Annotated in this window: 13 protein-coding genes; 6 read left to right on the top strand and 7 right to left on the bottom strand. The window is 67.3% G+C overall.

Annotation, left to right across the window (positions count from 1 at the left end; translation table 11 throughout):
• Positions 1-13: 13 nt before the first annotated feature.
• Complete coding sequence (locus ACFDR9_RS17765) at positions 14-889, bottom strand: pirin family protein (RefSeq protein ID WP_409031837.1); 876 nt, start codon at positions 887-889, stop codon at positions 14-16.
• Between the two features lie 47 nt (positions 890-936).
• On the bottom strand, positions 937-1,536 hold the full coding sequence (locus ACFDR9_RS17760) for an FMN-dependent NADH-azoreductase (protein WP_409031836.1): 600 nt from the start codon (positions 1,534-1,536) through the stop codon (positions 937-939).
• A 112-nt stretch (positions 1,537-1,648) separates the two neighbouring features.
• Between ACFDR9_RS17760 and ACFDR9_RS17755 the strand changes: the two genes are divergently transcribed.
• On the top strand, positions 1,649-2,554 hold the full coding sequence (locus tag ACFDR9_RS17755) for a LysR family transcriptional regulator (protein WP_409031835.1): 906 nt from the start codon (positions 1,649-1,651) through the stop codon (positions 2,552-2,554).
• Between the two features lie 92 nt (positions 2,555-2,646).
• Here ACFDR9_RS17755 and asd read toward each other — a convergent pair whose 3' ends face one another.
• On the bottom strand, positions 2,647-3,438 hold the full coding sequence (gene asd, locus ACFDR9_RS17750; RefSeq protein ID WP_409031834.1) for an archaetidylserine decarboxylase: 792 nt from the start codon (positions 3,436-3,438) through the stop codon (positions 2,647-2,649).
• Between the two features lie 245 nt (positions 3,439-3,683).
• Between asd and ACFDR9_RS17745 the strand changes: the two genes are divergently transcribed.
• Positions 3,684-5,861 carry a TonB-dependent receptor plug domain-containing protein gene (locus tag ACFDR9_RS17745; protein WP_409031833.1) on the top strand — a complete coding sequence of 726 codons (2,178 nt, stop codon included), beginning with the start codon at positions 3,684-3,686 and terminating at the stop codon, positions 5,859-5,861.
• A gap of 22 nt (positions 5,862-5,883) precedes the next feature.
• On the opposite strand, the gene ACFDR9_RS17740 is transcribed toward ACFDR9_RS17745, so the two are convergent.
• Complete coding sequence (locus ACFDR9_RS17740) at positions 5,884-7,542, bottom strand: GMC family oxidoreductase (RefSeq protein ID WP_409031832.1); 1,659 nt, start codon at positions 7,540-7,542, stop codon at positions 5,884-5,886.
• A gap of 274 nt (positions 7,543-7,816) precedes the next feature.
• On the opposite strand from ACFDR9_RS17740, the gene ACFDR9_RS17735 reads away from it, so the two are divergent.
• The 4 genes from ACFDR9_RS17735 (at position 7,817) to ACFDR9_RS17720 (ending at position 11,949) form a co-directional block, all read left to right on the top strand.
• Positions 7,817-9,055 carry a DEAD/DEAH box helicase gene (locus tag ACFDR9_RS17735; RefSeq protein WP_409031831.1) on the top strand — a complete coding sequence of 413 codons (1,239 nt, stop codon included), beginning with the start codon at positions 7,817-7,819 and terminating at the stop codon, positions 9,053-9,055.
• A 113-nt stretch (positions 9,056-9,168) separates the two neighbouring features.
• On the top strand, positions 9,169-9,786 hold the full coding sequence (locus tag ACFDR9_RS17730; RefSeq protein ID WP_017875857.1) for an LON peptidase substrate-binding domain-containing protein: 618 nt from the start codon (positions 9,169-9,171) through the stop codon (positions 9,784-9,786).
• 36 nt (positions 9,787-9,822) lie between these two features.
• On the top strand, positions 9,823-11,055 hold the full coding sequence (locus ACFDR9_RS17725; RefSeq protein WP_409031830.1) for a DUF445 domain-containing protein: 1,233 nt from the start codon (positions 9,823-9,825) through the stop codon (positions 11,053-11,055).
• Between the two features lie 138 nt (positions 11,056-11,193).
• Positions 11,194-11,949 (top strand): DNA-binding protein, encoded by a 756-nt coding sequence (locus ACFDR9_RS17720; protein WP_017875855.1) that lies wholly within the window; start codon positions 11,194-11,196, stop codon positions 11,947-11,949.
• Positions 11,950-12,057: 108 nt separating this feature from the next.
• On the opposite strand, the gene ACFDR9_RS17715 is transcribed toward ACFDR9_RS17720, so the two are convergent.
• The 3 genes from ACFDR9_RS17715 to trpS all read right to left on the bottom strand — a co-directional run bounded on the left by ACFDR9_RS17715 (position 12,058) and on the right by trpS (position 15,309).
• Complete coding sequence (locus tag ACFDR9_RS17715; protein WP_409031829.1) at positions 12,058-12,363, bottom strand: DUF1294 domain-containing protein; 306 nt, start codon at positions 12,361-12,363, stop codon at positions 12,058-12,060.
• Between the two features lie 2 nt (positions 12,364-12,365).
• Positions 12,366-14,081 (bottom strand): 30S ribosomal protein S12 methylthiotransferase accessory factor YcaO, encoded by a 1,716-nt coding sequence (ycaO, locus tag ACFDR9_RS17710; RefSeq protein WP_409031828.1) that lies wholly within the window; start codon positions 14,079-14,081, stop codon positions 12,366-12,368.
• Between the two features lie 205 nt (positions 14,082-14,286).
• The gene (gene trpS, locus ACFDR9_RS17705) at positions 14,287-15,309 is read right to left on the bottom strand and encodes a tryptophan--tRNA ligase (RefSeq protein WP_017875852.1); all 1,023 of its coding nucleotides are present in this window, start codon (positions 15,307-15,309) and stop codon (positions 14,287-14,289) included.
• Positions 15,310-15,614 lie beyond the last annotated feature (305 nt).

The raw sequence follows: 15,614 nt of genomic DNA, 5'->3' as shown, positions 1-15,614 counted from the left end.
CACCGGCGCGCGTTCACTCGCCGAGGCGGCCGGCGCGGAAGTCGTCGATCGCTTCGGCCAGCTGGGCCTGGGTGTTCATGACGAACGGGCCGTGCTGGGCGATCGGCTCGTTCAGCGGGCGCCCGGCGATGAGGATGACGCGGCTCGCTTCGCTGGCGTGGATCCGCACGCCGTCGGCGCCGGCGCCGTTGGCCAAAATCGCCATGCGCGCGCTCGGCACCGCCTTCTCGCCGACGCTGACGGCGCCGCGGAAGGTGTAGAAAAAGGCGTTGTGGCCCTGCGGCAGCAACTGGCTGTAGTTGGCGCCGGCCGGCAGCGCGATGTCGAGGTAGAGCGGCTCGGTGACGTCGCGCTGCACCGCGCCGGCGACGCCGTGGCTGCTGCCGGCGATCACTTGCACGGTCACGCCGGCCGCCGTGGTGAAGCGCGGAATGTCCTGGCTGGCGAAATCGCGGTACCAGGGTTGGCGCATCTTGTCGGCCGCCGGCAGGTTCAGCCATAGCTGGAAGCCTTCCATCACGCCTTCTTCCTGCTCCGGCATTTCCGAGTGGATCACGCCGCGCCCCGCCGTCATCCATTGCACGCCGCCGCTGCTCAGCAGGCCCTCGTGGCCGGCGCTGTCCTTATGGCGCATGCGCCCGGCGATCATGTAGGAGACGGTTTCAAAGCCGCGGTGCGGATGCTCGGGAAAGCCGGCCAGGTAGTCGTTCGGCTTGTCGCTGGCGAAGGCGTCGAGCATCAGGAAGGGGTCCAGGCGGCGCTGCAAGGTTTGCGTCAGCACCCGGTTGATTTTGACGCCGGCGCCGTCCATCACGGCCTGGCCGGCGACGACGCGCTCGATGCCGCGGCCGTGTTGCACTCGTTCCGGTGTCACTATCGCTTGTGTCATGTCATTCTCCAGTTGCTAAAATCGCGTGGCCCGTTCCCCGCCGGTATTTACACCAGCACGGCGTTGATGTCGGCGTCCGCTTGCGCCTGCGCCTTGGCCACCGCGTCGGGACCCATGCCCAGGCCTTCGGCATAGATGAATTGCACGTCGCTCAGGCCGATTAAGGTGAGGAAGGCTTTCAGGTGCGGCACCTGGGTGTCGCTGCCGGCGTCGCGGTGCATGCCGCCGCGGGCCAGCGCGACGTAGACCTTCTTGCCCGACAGCAGGCCGACCGGTCCGGTTTCGCCGTATTTGAAGGTGACGTTGGCGCGGGCGATCGCGTCGAACCAGCTTTTCAGTTGCACGGTGATGCCGAAGTTGTACATCGGCGAGCCGATCACGATGACGTCGGCCGCCTGCACCTGGGCGATCAGGGCGTCGTCCAGCGCCACGCGGGCCGCCTGCTCGGCGTTGCGCTCGGACGGCGGCGTGAACAGCGCCTGCAGCGTCGCTTCGTCGATGACCGGGTGCGGTTGCGCGGCCAGGTCGCGCCGGCTCACGCTGGCGCCGGCGTTGGCGGCCTTGACGCGGGCGACGATGGCATCGGCCAGGCGGGTCGATTCGGAACCGCTGCTGCGGGCGCTGGAATTGATTTGCAGGATGTTCATGTGTGGTCTCCGTCGGTGGGGTTGGTGTTTCGATGGAAGAACTTTAACAGTTCCAAAACCAGTGCGGAAGCCATTAGAATGGATAACATTAAACCGTTAATGGAACAATGCCATGGATTTAGACCCGAGCGACTTGCTGCTGTTCGCCCGCATCGTCGAGTGCGGCAGCTTCAGCCGCGCCGCCGAGCGCGTCGGCTTGCCGAAATCGACCGTGTCGCGCCGCATCGCGTTGCTGGAAGCCAGGCTGGGCGAGCGGCTGCTGCAACGCACCACGCGCAAGCTGGTGCTTACCGAGTTCGGCGCCAGCCTGCTGGAGCACGCCCGCAAGGTTGCCGAGGAAACCGAGGCGGCGGCCGCGCTGGTGCAGCACCGGCAATTGGCGCCCAGCGGACGGCTGCGCATATCGATGCCGGCCGACGTCGCCAACCTGGCGATGGGGCAACTGCTGGCCGCCTTCATCAAGCGCTATCCGGACATTTCGCTGGAGCTGGACTTGTCGCCGCGGCGGGTCGATCTGCTGGCGGAGAATTTCGATTTGGCGATCCGCATGGGCGACTTGCCGGACGACGCCAGCCTGGCGGCGCGGCGCGTGGGCTTCAGCACGCTGGCTTTGTACGCGGCGCCGGCCTACACCAGCCTGCGCGGCCTGCCCGAGCAGCCGGACGACTTGTTCCAGCATGACTTGTTGAGTCTGCCGCCGACGGTCAACGGCCTGTCGCGCTGGACCCTGTTGCGCGGCAAAACGCGCTGGACCCGCGACCTGCCGACGCGCCTGCTGGCCAATTCACCCGAATTGCTGGTGCGCATGGCGTGCACCGGCATCGGCATCGCCGCCAGCACCGAGCGCTTCGCCGCGCCGTATCTGGCCAGCGGCGAGCTGGTACGGGTGCTGCCGGAGTGGAGTTTCCCGACCGTGACGGGGTGGGTGGTGTTTCCGGGCCGGCGCCTGATGCCGGCCAAGACCCGCGTTTTTCTGGACATGATGGAGCAGATGTACGACGCCTCCGGCCCCACCTGAGTCGGCGGCGGCCCCCAAACCAGGGGCGCAACGCCGGACTCGGGCCGTCAAGGCCTGCGCCCTTGGTTCTCGGCGCGGCGCCGGCGGGCCGACTACAGCGTCGCCATCGCCTCGCCGAGGCGCACCGGGCCGGCCGGCTGCCAGCTTGGATTGAAATGCAGCGTGTCTTTCGGGAACAGCATGACGACGGTCGAGCCCAGCAGGAAGCGGCCCATTTCCTCGCCTTTTTTCAAGCGGATGTCGCGCTCGTCGTAACTCCAGCTGCGAATCGACGGCGCCCGCGGCGGATTGACGACGCCGTGCCAGACCGTGGCCATGCTGCCGACGATGGTGGCGCCGACCAGGGTCATGACGAACGGGCCCTGGGCCGTCTCGAACACGCAGACCACGCGCTCGTTGCGGGCGAACAGGCCGGGAATGCCGCGCGCGGTGGTCGGGTTGACCGAGAACAACTCGCCCGGGATGTAGATCATGCGCGTCAGGCGCCCGTCGCACGGCATATGGATGCGGTGGTAGTCGCGCGGACTCAGGTACAGGTTGGCGAAGCTGCCGTGCTGGAACTTGGCGGCCAGTTCGCTGTCGCCGCCGACCAGCGCGGTGGTGCTGAAATTGTGTCCCTTGGCCTGGAAGATCTGGTCGTCCCGGATCGGGCCGAACTGGCTGATACGCCCGTCCACCGGGCAAATGTAGTCGGCCGCCGCCAGCGGGCGCGCGTCCGGGCGCAGCGCGCGCGTGAAGAATTCGTTGAAACTGGCGTAGTTGGCGATCTGCGGATCGAGCGCCTCGTCCATGTTGACGTCGTAGCGGCCGACGAACCAGCGGATCAGCCGGGTCGTCATCGCGCCCCCCCTGGCGCCGGCGACGCGGCCGGCGAAATTGGTCAAGGCCCCCTTGGGGAGCAGGTACTGCGGCAAAACGGCAAGACGATCGGACACGATAAGGCCTCTGACAAAGACGAAGTCGAATTATAACGGCGCGGCGCGGGGCTGGGAGCAATCCGGCGGAGCGTCCGTGCATATCTAAAGAAATATTTCCTTTAACTTAATGCAAGCGGATCAAACTGACGGACAATACCGCATTTTCTTCACCGCTATTGTTATTTATGCCCAGCCGCCACTTATCCGCCCGCTTGACGATCGCCGCCGCCGCGCTGGCCGCGTGCGGCGCCCACGCCGAGCAGGCCCCGGCCGGCGCCGAGGCGCACGCGCAGCCGCCCCAGCCCGCGACGCAGGCGGCGACGAAGCCGGCCGCCGCGCCGGCGCCGCAACGGGTCGAAATCAACGGCGCCCGCTACGACCCGCGCCGCGACGACACCGCCAGCAAGACCGTCGTTGGCAGCGAGGAAATCCTGCGCTACGGCGACACCTCGGTGCTCGATGTGCTCAAGCGCGTGCCGGGCGTCACCGTCATTGGCGGTGGCGTGCGCATGCGCGGCCTGGGCGCGGGCTATACCCAGGTCCTGCTCAACGGCGAGCGCGCGCCGGCCGGCTTCTCCATCGACGCGCTGGCGCCCGAGCTGATCGAGCGCATCGAGGTCATGCGCGCGGCCAGCGCCGAATTCAGCACCCAGGCGATCGCCGGTACGATTAACATCGTACTGCGCAAAACCATCAAGGACGCCCAGCGCGAGGCGAAAATCGCCTACGCCGGCGGCGGCACCCAACGCAGCGGGACCGGCAACCTGCAACTGTCCGACCGCGCCGGCGCGATGTCGTATTCGCTGACCGGGGCGCTGCACCGCAACTTCTTCGACCAGCGCGGCGACACCGTGGAGAGCGGCGCCGCGGCCGACGGCACGCCGACCCTGTTGCGGCGTATCAGCGGCCAGGGCGTCGGGCGCAATGACAACCTGAATCTGGCGCCGCGCCTGAACTGGACGCTGGCCAACGGCGACACGCTGAGCTCGCAAAGTTTTGTCAACGCCAACCGCAACAGCGGCCGCGGGCGGGGCGCCAGGACCACCGAGTACGGGCGCGCGCCGGCCTTCGAGCGCGACGAGCAGTTGGGCAGCCGGCGCGGCAATTTCGTCCGCAGCGACCTGGGCTGGACGCACACGCTGGCCGACGGCGCCAAGCTCGACCTCAAAATCGGCGCCAACGCCGGCCACAACAGCAACGACACGCGCAGCACCGGCAGCAACGGCGGCGTGCTGGCGCGCGACAGTAGCGTGCTGGCCGTCTCGACCGAACGCGGTTTCAGCGCCACCGGCAAGTACGCCACGCCGCTGCGCGAGCGCCACGCGTTGTCGGCCGGCTGGGACGCCGGCGCCAGCCGCCGCGACGACAGCCGGCGCCAGCGCGAGCGCGACCTGCCGGGCAGCGCGCCGGTCAACAGCGACGAGGACTTCAGCGCCACGGTCGGTCGGCTGGCGCTGTACGGCCAGGACGAATGGAACGTCACGCCGCGCTGGTCGGTGTATGCCGGGCTGCGCTGGGAGGGCCAGGCCACCCGCAGCGCAAGCGCGCTCTACGACACGGTGCGCCAGCGCAACGGCGTCTGGAGTCCCTTGCTGCACACGCTGTGGAAGCTACCCAACAGCAAGGACCAGCTGCGCCTGGCGTTGACGCGCACCTACAAGGCGCCGACGACCGCCAGCTTGATCCCGCGCCGCTTCACCTCGCTCAACAACAGCCAGACCGAACCCGACCGGCGCGGCAACCCGCGGCTGCAGCCGGAACTAGCGCTGGGCCTGGACGGCTCCTACGAACACTACTGGGCCGACGGCGCGCTGCTGAGCGCGAGCGCGTCGCTGCGGCGCATCGACGGCTACACCCGCCAGGGCCTGCTGTTGGAAGGCGGCCGCTGGCTGTCGACGCCGGTCAACGACGGCCGCGCCGTCACCCGCGGCATCGAACTGGAAGCCAAACTGCCGCTGCGCGCGGTGCTCGCCGGCGCGCCGGCGATCGACCTGCGCGCCAGCGTCAGCCGCAACTGGTCGCGCGTCGACGCGGTGCCGGGGCCGGACAACCGGCTCGACCAGCAAACCCCGCTGAGCGCGGTGGCCGGCATCGACTACAAGACGGCGGGCGGGGCGTTCAGCGCCGGCGCCAGCTTCGCCTTCCGCAACGGCGGGGCGGTGCGCATCTCCGAACAGCAGCGCGCCTACGCGGCGGTGCGGCGCGACGTCGACCTGTACCTGCTGTGGAAAATCACGCCGCAACACCGGCTGCGGCTGGCGCTGGCCAACCTGCTGGGCCAGGACGACTTCAGCGCCAGCAGTTACACCGACGCCGACGGCAGCCTGGCGCGCAGCGGCACCGCCGCCAGCCCGATGGTCGCGCGCGCCACGCTGGAAATCAAGTTCTAGCGGGCCGGCCGGGCGCCGGCGCTCAGGCGCTGTTACTCAGGCCGGCCGTCTGGCGCGGCGCCGCTTCGCCGGTCCGCGCCCGGGCGATCAGGTCGGCGGCTTTTTCGGCGATCATCACGGTCGGCGCGTTGGTGTTGCCGCCAATGAGAGTCGGCATGATCGAGGCGTCGACCACGCGCAGTCCGTCAATGCCGTGCACCCGCAGTTCGGCGTCGACCACGGCCATGGCGTCGTGGCCCATTTTGCAGGTGCCGACCGGGTGGTAGATGGTGCCGGCCTTGGCGCGGATGAAGGCGCGCAGCGCCGCGTCGCTTTGCGCCTCGGCGCCGGGGAACAGTTCCTCGCCGCGGAAGCGGTCGAAGGCCCTGGCGCCAAGTATCGCGCGGGCCGCCTTGACGCCGCGCAGCAGCGTTTCCATATCGTCCGGATGGGACAGATAGTTCGGTTCGATGCGGGCGTCGGCGTCCGGCTCGGCGCTGCTCAGGCCGATATGACCGCGGCTTTTCGGCCGCAAGTCGCACACGTGCAGCGAATAGCCGTGGCCGAACAGCGTATAGGCGGCGCGCGAGAGGTTGCGGCCGTGGTCGTCCAGGTGGGCCGGCGTGAAGTGCAATTGCAGGTCGGGGATCGGCTGCGCGGCGTCGCTTTTGATGAAACCGCCGCCCTCGGCGCCGTTGGTGGTCAGGGGGCCGTGGCGAAACAGCAGGTAGTTGAGCAGGTGCTTGCCCTGCGCCAGCACGTTGCGCAGCGAAATGCCCAGCGACACCGGTTGCACGCAGCGGTGTACCACCAGCACGTCCAGGTGGTCTTGCAGGTTCTGGCCGACGCCGGGCAACGCGTGCAGCGGCGCGATGCCGTGGCGCAGCAGTTCCTGCCGCGGCCCTATGCCCGAGAGCATCAGCAATTGCGGCGAGTTGATGGCGCCGCCGCACAGGATCACTTCGCGGCGGGCGCCGATGTCGCCGCGCCGGCCGCGCTGGACGTAGGCCACGCCGCAGGCGCGCTTGCCTTCGAGCAGCACCTTGCCGGCGCGCGCGCCGGTCAGCACCGTCAGGTTGGCGCGCCCGCGCACCGGGTGCAGGTAGGCGCGCGCGACGCTCCAGCGCTCGCCGTTTTTCTGCGTCAACTGGTACAGGCCGACGCCTTCCTGGCTGGCGCCGCTAAAGTCGCCGTTGCGGACGTGGCCGGCCTCGACCGCGGCGCTCAGATAGACCGCCGACAGCAGGTTCGGCGAGCGCTGGTCGGCGACGTTGAGCGGGCCGCCGACGCCGTGGTAGTCGTTGCCGCCGCGCTCGTGGTGTTCGGCGCGCTTGAACAGCGGCAGCACGTCGGCGTAGCTCCAGCCCGGGTTGCCCAGCGCCGCCCAGTGGTCGTAGTCGTGCGCGTGGCCGCGCGTGTAGACCATGGCGTTGCTGGAACTGCTGCCGCCCAGCGTCTTGCCGCGCGGCCAGTACAGGCGCCGCTGGTTCAGCTGCGCCTGCGGCTCGGTGTAGTAGCGCCAGTTCAGCACCTTGCTGAGCATCATGAACACGATGCCGATCGGCAGGCGGATGCAGGGGTGCGTGTCGGCCGGGCCGGCCTCGAGCAGGCAGACCGACACCGCCGGGTCGGCCGACAAGCGGTTCGCCAGCACGCAGCCGGCCGAGCCGCCGCCGACAATAATATAGTCATAAGTTGCCATGCCGTTTCCTCGCTACCGTGGTTGTGCGCCGCGCCTTGTATTGGATCGTGTTGCTTTCGATAATACAAGCATTCTGCGCAAACTGCGGCCGATAGGCGCCGTTTGGCTCGCCGGGTCATGCCGGCGCGGCGCGGCGGGGCAGGCGTGCGGCCGGCAGGTCGGCGTCGAACCCGGCGGGCCGGCCATGCCCTATAATCTTGCTTTGGGCGCCGCAGCCCCCCCCTGCGCGCCAGCTCCCACACCGTAGTATTTGTTTTCAAGGTTGTAATATTCAATGACGTTCCTCTCCCTCGGCCTTATCGATCCCCTGCTGCGCACACTTGACGAACTCGGCTACCAGAAGCCGACGCCGGTGCAGGCCAAGGCCATTCCGGCCGTGCTGGCCGGGCGCGACCTGATGGCCGCGGCGCAGACCGGCACCGGTAAAACCGCCGGCTTCGCGCTGCCGTTGTTGCAGCGCCTGACCATGGAAGGGCAGGTGGCGCCGCAGTCGGTGCGCACGCTGGTGCTGGTGCCGACGCGCGAACTGGCCGAGCAAGTCTACGAAAGCTTCCGCACCTACGGCGGCAACCTGCCGCTGCGCTGCTTCGTCGCCTACGGCGGCGTCGCCATCGAACCGCAGCTGAGCAAATTGCGCAAAGGGTTGGACGTGCTGGTGGCCACGCCGGGCCGCCTGCTCGACCTGTACGGCCAGAACGCCATCAAATTCGAGCAATTGCAAACGCTGGTGCTGGACGAGGCCGACCGCATGCTCGACCTGGGTTTTTCGCGCGAACTGGAGCAGATTTTCGCGGCGCTGCCGAAGCAGCGCCAGACCCTGCTGTTCTCGGCCACCTTCTCGGAGCCGATCCGCGCCATGGCCGGCAAACTGCTGCGCGACCCGCTCAGCATCGAAGTGAGTCCGCGCAACAGCACCGTCAAAAGCGTCAAGCAGTGGGTGATTCCGTGCGACAAAAAGCGCAAACCCGAATTGTTTTGCCACCTGCTCAAGAAAAAGCGCTGGGGCCAAGTGTTGGTATTCGTGAAAACCCGCAAGGGCGTCGAGCAACTGGTCGGCCACCTGTTGGCGCAGGGCATCCGCGCCGACGCCATCCACGGCGACAAGACCCAGCCCAACCGGCTGCGCGCGCTGGCCCGCTTCAAGGCGGCCGACGTGCAGGTGCTGGTGGCAACCGACGTCGCCGCGCGCGGCCTCGACATCGACGATCTGCCGCATGTGGTCAACTTCGACCTGCCGACCGTGGCGGAAGACTACATCCACCGCATCGGCCGCACCGGCCGCGCCGGCGCCAGCGGCGAGGCGGTTTCGCTGGTGTGCGCCGACGAGGTCGAGCTGCTGGCGGCGGTCGAAGCGCTGACCCGGCAAACCCTGCGCCGCATCGACGAGCCGGACTTCGAGGCGGAGCACCGGGTGCCGGCGACGGCGCCCGGCGGCACCGTGGTCAAGAAAGTACTCAAGGACATGGCGCCGAAAGCGGCCGAGCGCGCCGGCAAGCGCCGCTTCTACCGCTAAACGCCCAAGCGCCGCTGACCCCGGGGTGACGCCCCTGGTTTGCCGTCGGCGCCGGCGTCGCGCTCGCCCAACAGCCGGCGCGCACGAAATGTCCATTCGTGCCATCATGGGCAATGGCATCGATTCCCTTGTTCCCGCTCAATACGGTCCTATTTCCCGACGGCCACTTGCCCTTGCAGGTGTTCGAGGTGCGCTATCTGGACATGGTCAGTAAATGCATCGCCGCCGACCAGCCCTTCGGCGTCGTCGCCCTGCTCGCCGGGGCCGAGGTGCGCAAGCCCGACCAGTTGGAGACGCTCAGCGAGGTCGGTACGCTGGCCCGGGTGGTCGACTGGGACGCGCCGCTGGCCGGCCTGCTGCACGTGCGGTGCGTTGGCGCCGAGCGTTTCCGCCTGCGCGCCAGCGAGCGCCTGAAGAACGGCCTGTGGATGGCCGAGGTGCGGATGCTGGCGCCGGACAAGGTCGTGGCCATTCCGCCCGAGCTGCAAAACGTCGCCAACGCCCTCGGCGCGCTGATCCGTTCATTGCAGCAACGTCAGATTGCCGCGGCGAAGATGCCGCTGGCGCCGCCGTTCAAACTCGACGAGTGCGGCTGGGTCGCCAATCGCTGGTGCGACTTGCTGTCGCTCGACGTCGGCCAGAAGCAGCGCCTGCTGGTGCAGGAAAATCCGGTGTTGCGGCTGGAACTGGTCCAGGACTTGCTCTCGGAAAACGGCTTGCTGCTGGAATAGGCGGAACGAAGCGGCGCCGCCGACGGAAGGCAGATCATGCAAGAACGCCAGCAGCTGGCCCAACTGAACAGGATGCGCGGCATCGCCACCGGCTTGCTGGTGCTGATGGCGGTATTGTTCGTCGTCTCGCGCCTGCTGCGGGCGCGCCACCCGGCCTTCGTCATCGTCGGCGCTTTCGCCGAGGCGGCGATGGTGGGCGCGCTGGCCGACTGGTTCGCCGTCACGGCGCTGTTCCGCCATCCGCTCGGCTTGCCGATTCCGCACACCGCCATCATTCCACGCAACAAGGAGCGCATCGGCGAGAGCATCGCCAGTTTCCTTGAACACAATTTTCTCACGCGCCAGGTGGTCGGCGAGGAATTGGCGCAGGTCGACTTCGCCGGCGCGGCGGCGCGCTGGCTGGCGCGCGACGGCAACGCCCGCGCCATCGCCGGCCAGGTGGCGGCGGCGCTGCCGGCACTGCTGCGCCTGGTCGAGGACGAGCAGGCGGCCCGCTTCATGCGCAGCGCGCTGTCCGGCGCGATGAAGGATGTCAAGTTTGCGCCGCTGCTGGCGCAGGTGCTGGCGGTGCTGGTGGCCGGCGGCCAGCACCACGTGCTGCTTGAACGGATCCTCGGCATCGTCGCGCGGGCGCTGGAGGAGAACCGCCCGTACATCCGCCAAAAAGTCCATGAAAACAGTCCGCGTTGGCTGCCCAAGGCGGTCGACGAAAAATTCTTCGAGCGCCTGATGGAGGGCGTGCAGGCGATCCTGGGTGAAATCCAGGGCGCGGACAGCGAGTGGCGCGCGCGCTTCCACAGCGCCACCGAGGAGTTGATCGCCAACCTGGCCACCTCGCCCGAGTACGAAGAGAAGTTGCAAGGCTTGGTCGGCCACAGCCTCGGCCATCCGCTGTTTCGCGGCTACGCCGGCCAGGTTTGGCGGGATGTCAAGCAGCGCCTGCTGGCCGACGCGACGGCGGCCGATTCGCGCCTGGCCGGCGGCGCCGAGCAGGCGCTGCGGGTGTTCAGCCGGGCGCTGAGCGACGACGCGGCGATCCGCGGCAAGCTCAACGTGTGGATTCGGGCGGTGCTGGTCGACACCGTCGTCGAGCGGCGCGACGTGATCGTGGCGGTGGTCCGGCGCGCCATCGGCAACTGGGACGCCGACACGGTGGCGCGCAAGTTCGAACTGCACGTCGGCAAGGACCTGCAGTATATCCGCATCAACGGCACCCTGGTCGGCGGCCTGGTCGGCCTGGCGCTGCACGCCGTTTCCCGCTTCCTATAGTTTTGTCAGCCGGCGCGCCGCATGTTGCCGGCCGGCGCGCTTTCTTGTTGCGATATGGTAATAATCACCGAGAATAACTTTACGCCTTTTGACGCCGTATATAAGATAGCAAACATTAACCAACTCGATGAGCACATTATGATCGGACGCGAAGTAAAAATTACCGCCGAGCAAGTCGGCGCCGCCGCCGAGGCGCTCCAGGCCAATGGCGTCAAGGTGACTTCGCGGGCGCTGCGCGAACAGATGGGCAATATTGGATGCCTGGGAACGATCAGCAAGCTGTGGCAGCGCAAGAAATCGGCCACGCAGCGCCAAGTGGCGGCGGTGGCCGACCTGTCGCCGGTGTTGCGGCGGGCGATACTCGATTTCGTCGGCCAGGAGGTGGCCGCGAGCAGTGCCGTGCTGGAGGGGGAGATGGCCGAGCACATGCAGGAGGCGTCCGACCTGGCGACGGAGAACGAGCGCCAGTTGGAGTTGATCGACACCCAGAGCGGCGAGCTGGAGGCCTTGAAGGAAGAGCTGGAGCGCGAACGCGTGGTGGCGGGGCAGGCGCGCACCGATCTGGCGAAGGCGCAGTTGCGCCTGGAAAGCCTGCCGCGGCTGGAGGCGGCGGCCGAGCAGGCGCGCATGGACCTGGCCAAGGCGCAGTTCAAGTTGGAGGATATTCCCCGGCTGGAAGAGGCGGCCGAGCTGGCGCGCGCCGAGCTGATCGAAGCGCAACTGCGGCTGGAGGGGATGGGCCGCGTCGAAGCCGAGCTGGCCGCCACCAAGGTCCTGCTGGAAGCGGAGCGCGACGAACTGGGCGAAGTGAAGGCCGAGCTGGACGAGGAGCGCGACTTGCGCATCAAGGCGCAGCAATTCATCGTCGACCCGATTTTCAAGAAGCAAGCCTAGCCGGCCTCGACGTCGAGCCGATTAACAGCAAGGGCGTCAGCCCGGGGTCGGGCCTTCAGGGCTGACCCCGGCTCGTTGCCCTGGGTAGGTATGCCGCCAGCGGCCCGTTCAACGGGCCGGCACCGCATAGCCGACGGCCGCCAACGCGGCCACGTTCAGCGCCACCGTCCCCCAAAACTTCCAGCGAAACGAGGCCTTGCTCGACTTGTGCCGAAGCCACTGCTGGGCCAGCACGGCGCCGGGCCAGCCGCAGGCCAGGCCGAGCAGCAGCAGCGTGCGCTCCGGCGTGCGGCGGCGCTTCGCCTTGGCGGCGGACTTGTCGACGGCGTAGGCGATGAAGCACAGCGCGCTGGCGACCAGGTAGGTCGCCGCCACCCAGTAGGGCAGGCCCCAGCCCGGCGCCGCGTCGCCCACGCTTAGCGGTCGGCCGCGAACAGCTTGTCGTAGGCCGCCAGCAGCGTCTGGTGCATCGCGCTGCCTTCGAAATCCACGCCCAGGGTTTCCAGGCCGAAGAAACGCTCGCTGCGCTCCAGCAGCGCTTCGGCCTGGCGCACGGTTTCCGCGCCGTACAGCATAACCAGCGAACGGCGGTAGTTGTCCACGTCCCCGACGTTGAGGATGCTTTCGATGCAGCGGTACACCAGGCGGCGCGCCGGCGCCAGATCCTTGAAGTGGTGGATCCAGTCGCAACCTTCGAGGATCGCTTCCTTGTCGCCGACCGCCAAGGCCAGCAGCGTCTTCAGTTCGCCGATGCGCAACTGTTTCCACGGCGTGCCCAGCGGAACGGCCAGGCCCAGCACTTCCCACAGCGGCCGCTCGTCGTTCAGGTTCGACGTTTGCAAGTCGGCCAGCAATGCCTCGGCCTCGTCTTCGCTCAAGTCGTGCAGGCGCACCAGTTGCGAACGCATGCCGTTGCCGATGCTGTTGTTTTCCCATTCCAGGTCTTCGACCGGATAGATTTCGGACATGCCCGGCACCAGGATGCGGCAGCTATACGCGCCTTGCTCGCTGAAGTCGGCGACGTAGATATCCTTGCCTTCGCCGTGGATGCAGTCGACCAGCCACTGGTAGTCTTCGGCCGTGGTGTTGCTGAAGTTCCAGTCGGCGAACGGGAAGTCCGGCGTGTCGCCCATGAAGTTCCAGCTGATCACGCCGCTCGAATCGACGAAGTGGATTTCCAGGTTGGCGACGGCGTTGATCTCGTCCATGTCGAAGCCCGGCTCCGGGAAGCCTTCCAGCGAGTCGAGCGCGCGGCCCTGCAGCAATTCGGTCATGGCGCGCTCCAGCGCGATTTCAAAGCGCGGGTGCGCGCCATAGCTGGAGAACACGCCCTGGTCCTTCGGATGCACCAGCGTCACGTTCATCACCGGGTACTTGCCGCCCAGCGAGGCGTCCTTGACCAGGATGCCGAAGCCGGCCTTGCGCAAACCGGCGATGCCGGCCTGGATGCTCGGGAAGCGGGCGATGACCTCGTCCGGCACTTCCGGCAGGCACAGGCCTTCGGCGATGATGCGGTATTTGATGGCGCGCTCGAAAATTTCCGACAGCGCCTGGGTGCGCGCCTCCATCAGCGTGTTGCCGGCGGCCATGCCGTTGCTGACGTACAGGTTGCCGATGATGTTGACCGGGATCAGGGCTTGGCTGTCGTCGCGCAGGCGGGTGTACGGCAGCGCGCAGATGCCGCGCTCGACGTTGCCCGAGTTCAGGTCGACCAGCACGTCGTCGCCGATGTCGCCTTCGGGATTGTAGAAGGCGTGCAGGTCGGCGTTGAGGATCTCGGCCGGCCACTTGCCGTCTTCGGTCGGGGCGAACCAGCGCTCTTGCGGATAATGCACGAACGGCCGCTTGGCGCGCGTTTCACCGAGGTAGAAATGGGTCCAGAAATAGTGCGTGCCGAGGCGTTCGAAGAACTCGCCATAGGCGCTGGCGCGGGCCGCCAGTTCGGTCGCGCCCTTGCCGTTGGAGAACAGCATCGGACAGTCGTTGTCCTTCATATGGGTCGACCAGATGCCGTCGACTTCGTGCAGCAGCGACGACTCGTTGAGTTTGAAGCCGCGCGCCGCCAGCTTCTTCTGCATGGTGTCGATGGTCGATTCGAGGGCGGCGTCTTTGCCGATAATAAAGGTTTGCATGCGGATTCTCACTGAATGGGGACGGGCGGACGAACGAGCCGGGTATTTTACCTTACTGCGGGGAATTGCCGGGGAGTTAAGCAAAACCGCTGGCGTCGATCGTCGGTCGGATTAGCGGCAGCGTAAGCCGACGCCGAGCCGCCGCCGACGCCGGAAAACCAAGCTTGCGCCGCGCGTGTTGGTGAGGCGCGCGGCGGGCGACAAATCAGAAGTAGCTCAAACCCAGCGCGGCCTTGACTTCGTCGGCGGTCTTGGCCGCCACTTCGCGCGCCTTGTAGGTGCCTTCCTTGAGGATTTGCAGGATGTAGCCGCGGTCCTTGGCCAGCTCTTCACGGCGGGCGCGGATCGGCGCCAGCAGTTCCTGCAGGCACGCTTCCAGGCGCGCCTTGACGACGGTGTCGCCCAGGCCGCCGCGCTGGTAGTGCGCCTTCATCTCGGCCAGGCCGGCCGGGTCCAGGTCGAAGGCGTCGAGGTAGGTGAAGGCGACGTTGCCCTCGACGTGGCCGGGGTCTTGCACGCGCAGGTGCAGCGGGTCGGTGTAGACCTTCTTGACGGCGGCGCGGATCTCGTCGGCGCTGGCGCCCAGGTTGATGGTGTTGCCGAGCGACTTGCTCATCTTGGCCTTGCCGTCGATGCCGGGCAGGCGGCCGATTTCCGGCACCAGCGCCTTGCACTCGACCAGCACTTCGCGGTCGGCGACGCGGTTGAAGCGGCGCACGATTTCATTGGTCTGCTCGATCATCGGGATCTGGTCCTCGCCGACCGGCACCAGCGACGCCTTGAAGGCGGTGATGTCGGCCGCCTGGCTGGCCGGATACGTCAGGAAGCCGGCCGGGATGTCGCGCTCGAAGCCGCGCAGGCGGATCTCTTCCTTGACCGTCGGGTTGCGTTCGAGGCGGGCGACGGTGACGATGTTCAGGTAATAGAAGGTCAGCTCGGCCAGTTCCGGAATCTGCGACTGGATCAGGATGGTCGACTTGGCCGGGTCGATGCCGACGGCCAGGTAGTCCAGCGCCACCTCGACGACGTTGCGGTGCACCTTGCCGGTGTCGTCCATGTTGTCGGTCAGCGCCTGGGCGTCGGCCAGCATGATGTATTGCCGGTAGTCGTGCTGGTAGGCGACGCGGTTGCGCAGGCTGCCGACGAAGTGGCCCAGGTGGAGCGGACCGGTCGGGCGGTCGCCGGTCAGGATGACGGACGGGGAAGTAGGCTGGGTTGGCAAGCTCATCGGGGTTCCTTTCGGTCGCCCCCATCAAGCCGCGCGAAACAACAACGCCACCAGATCGAGGCGGCGTTGATAAAAAATCACATCACAATGAAGTGGCCGCGCGCTGAGAGCGGGACCACCAATTCAAGCAAGCGCGATGTGATTCAAATGATTTCATGGCGGTATGGTTGCAGTTTGCCGCCGGTCTGTCAAGCGCTTGCGCCGGATCGTCAGGGCGATTGCATGAAGGCGAAGGTGTAGCCGATGGCGAAGTTGGCAAATATTGCTTGTAAACTCGTTGAGAAAGGCGTTTACTCTCAATATTT

This window comes from Janthinobacterium sp. CG_23.3 (assembly GCF_046115965.1).
Taxonomy (GTDB): domain Bacteria; phylum Pseudomonadota; class Gammaproteobacteria; order Burkholderiales; family Burkholderiaceae_D; genus Janthinobacterium.
The sequence above is the reverse complement of the archived record's forward strand: the minus strand, read 5'-3'. Positions and strand labels throughout refer to the sequence as shown.

What these genes read in the sequence shown, in the direction of transcription:
- ACFDR9_RS17765 (WP_409031837.1), bottom strand. Translation starts at nt 889, where the DNA reads ATGACACAAGCGATAGTGACACCGGAACGAGTGCAACACGGCCGCGGC.
- ACFDR9_RS17760 (WP_409031836.1), bottom strand. Translation starts at nt 1,536, where the DNA reads ATGAACATCCTGCAAATCAATTCCAGCGCCCGCAGCAGCGGTTCCGAA.
- ACFDR9_RS17755 (WP_409031835.1), top strand. Translation starts at nt 1,649, where the DNA reads ATGGATTTAGACCCGAGCGACTTGCTGCTGTTCGCCCGCATCGTCGAG.
- ACFDR9_RS17740 (WP_409031832.1), bottom strand. Translation starts at nt 7,542, where the DNA reads ATGGCAACTTATGACTATATTATTGTCGGCGGCGGCTCGGCCGGCTGC.
- ACFDR9_RS17735 (WP_409031831.1), top strand. Translation starts at nt 7,817, where the DNA reads ATGACGTTCCTCTCCCTCGGCCTTATCGATCCCCTGCTGCGCACACTT.
- ACFDR9_RS17730 (WP_017875857.1), top strand. Translation starts at nt 9,169, where the DNA reads ATGGCATCGATTCCCTTGTTCCCGCTCAATACGGTCCTATTTCCCGAC.
- ACFDR9_RS17725 (WP_409031830.1), top strand. Translation starts at nt 9,823, where the DNA reads ATGCAAGAACGCCAGCAGCTGGCCCAACTGAACAGGATGCGCGGCATC.
- ACFDR9_RS17720 (WP_017875855.1), top strand. Translation starts at nt 11,194, where the DNA reads ATGATCGGACGCGAAGTAAAAATTACCGCCGAGCAAGTCGGCGCCGCC.
- ycaO (WP_409031828.1), bottom strand. Translation starts at nt 14,081, where the DNA reads ATGCAAACCTTTATTATCGGCAAAGACGCCGCCCTCGAATCGACCATC.
- trpS (WP_017875852.1), bottom strand. Translation starts at nt 15,309, where the DNA reads ATGAGCTTGCCAACCCAGCCTACTTCCCCGTCCGTCATCCTGACCGGC.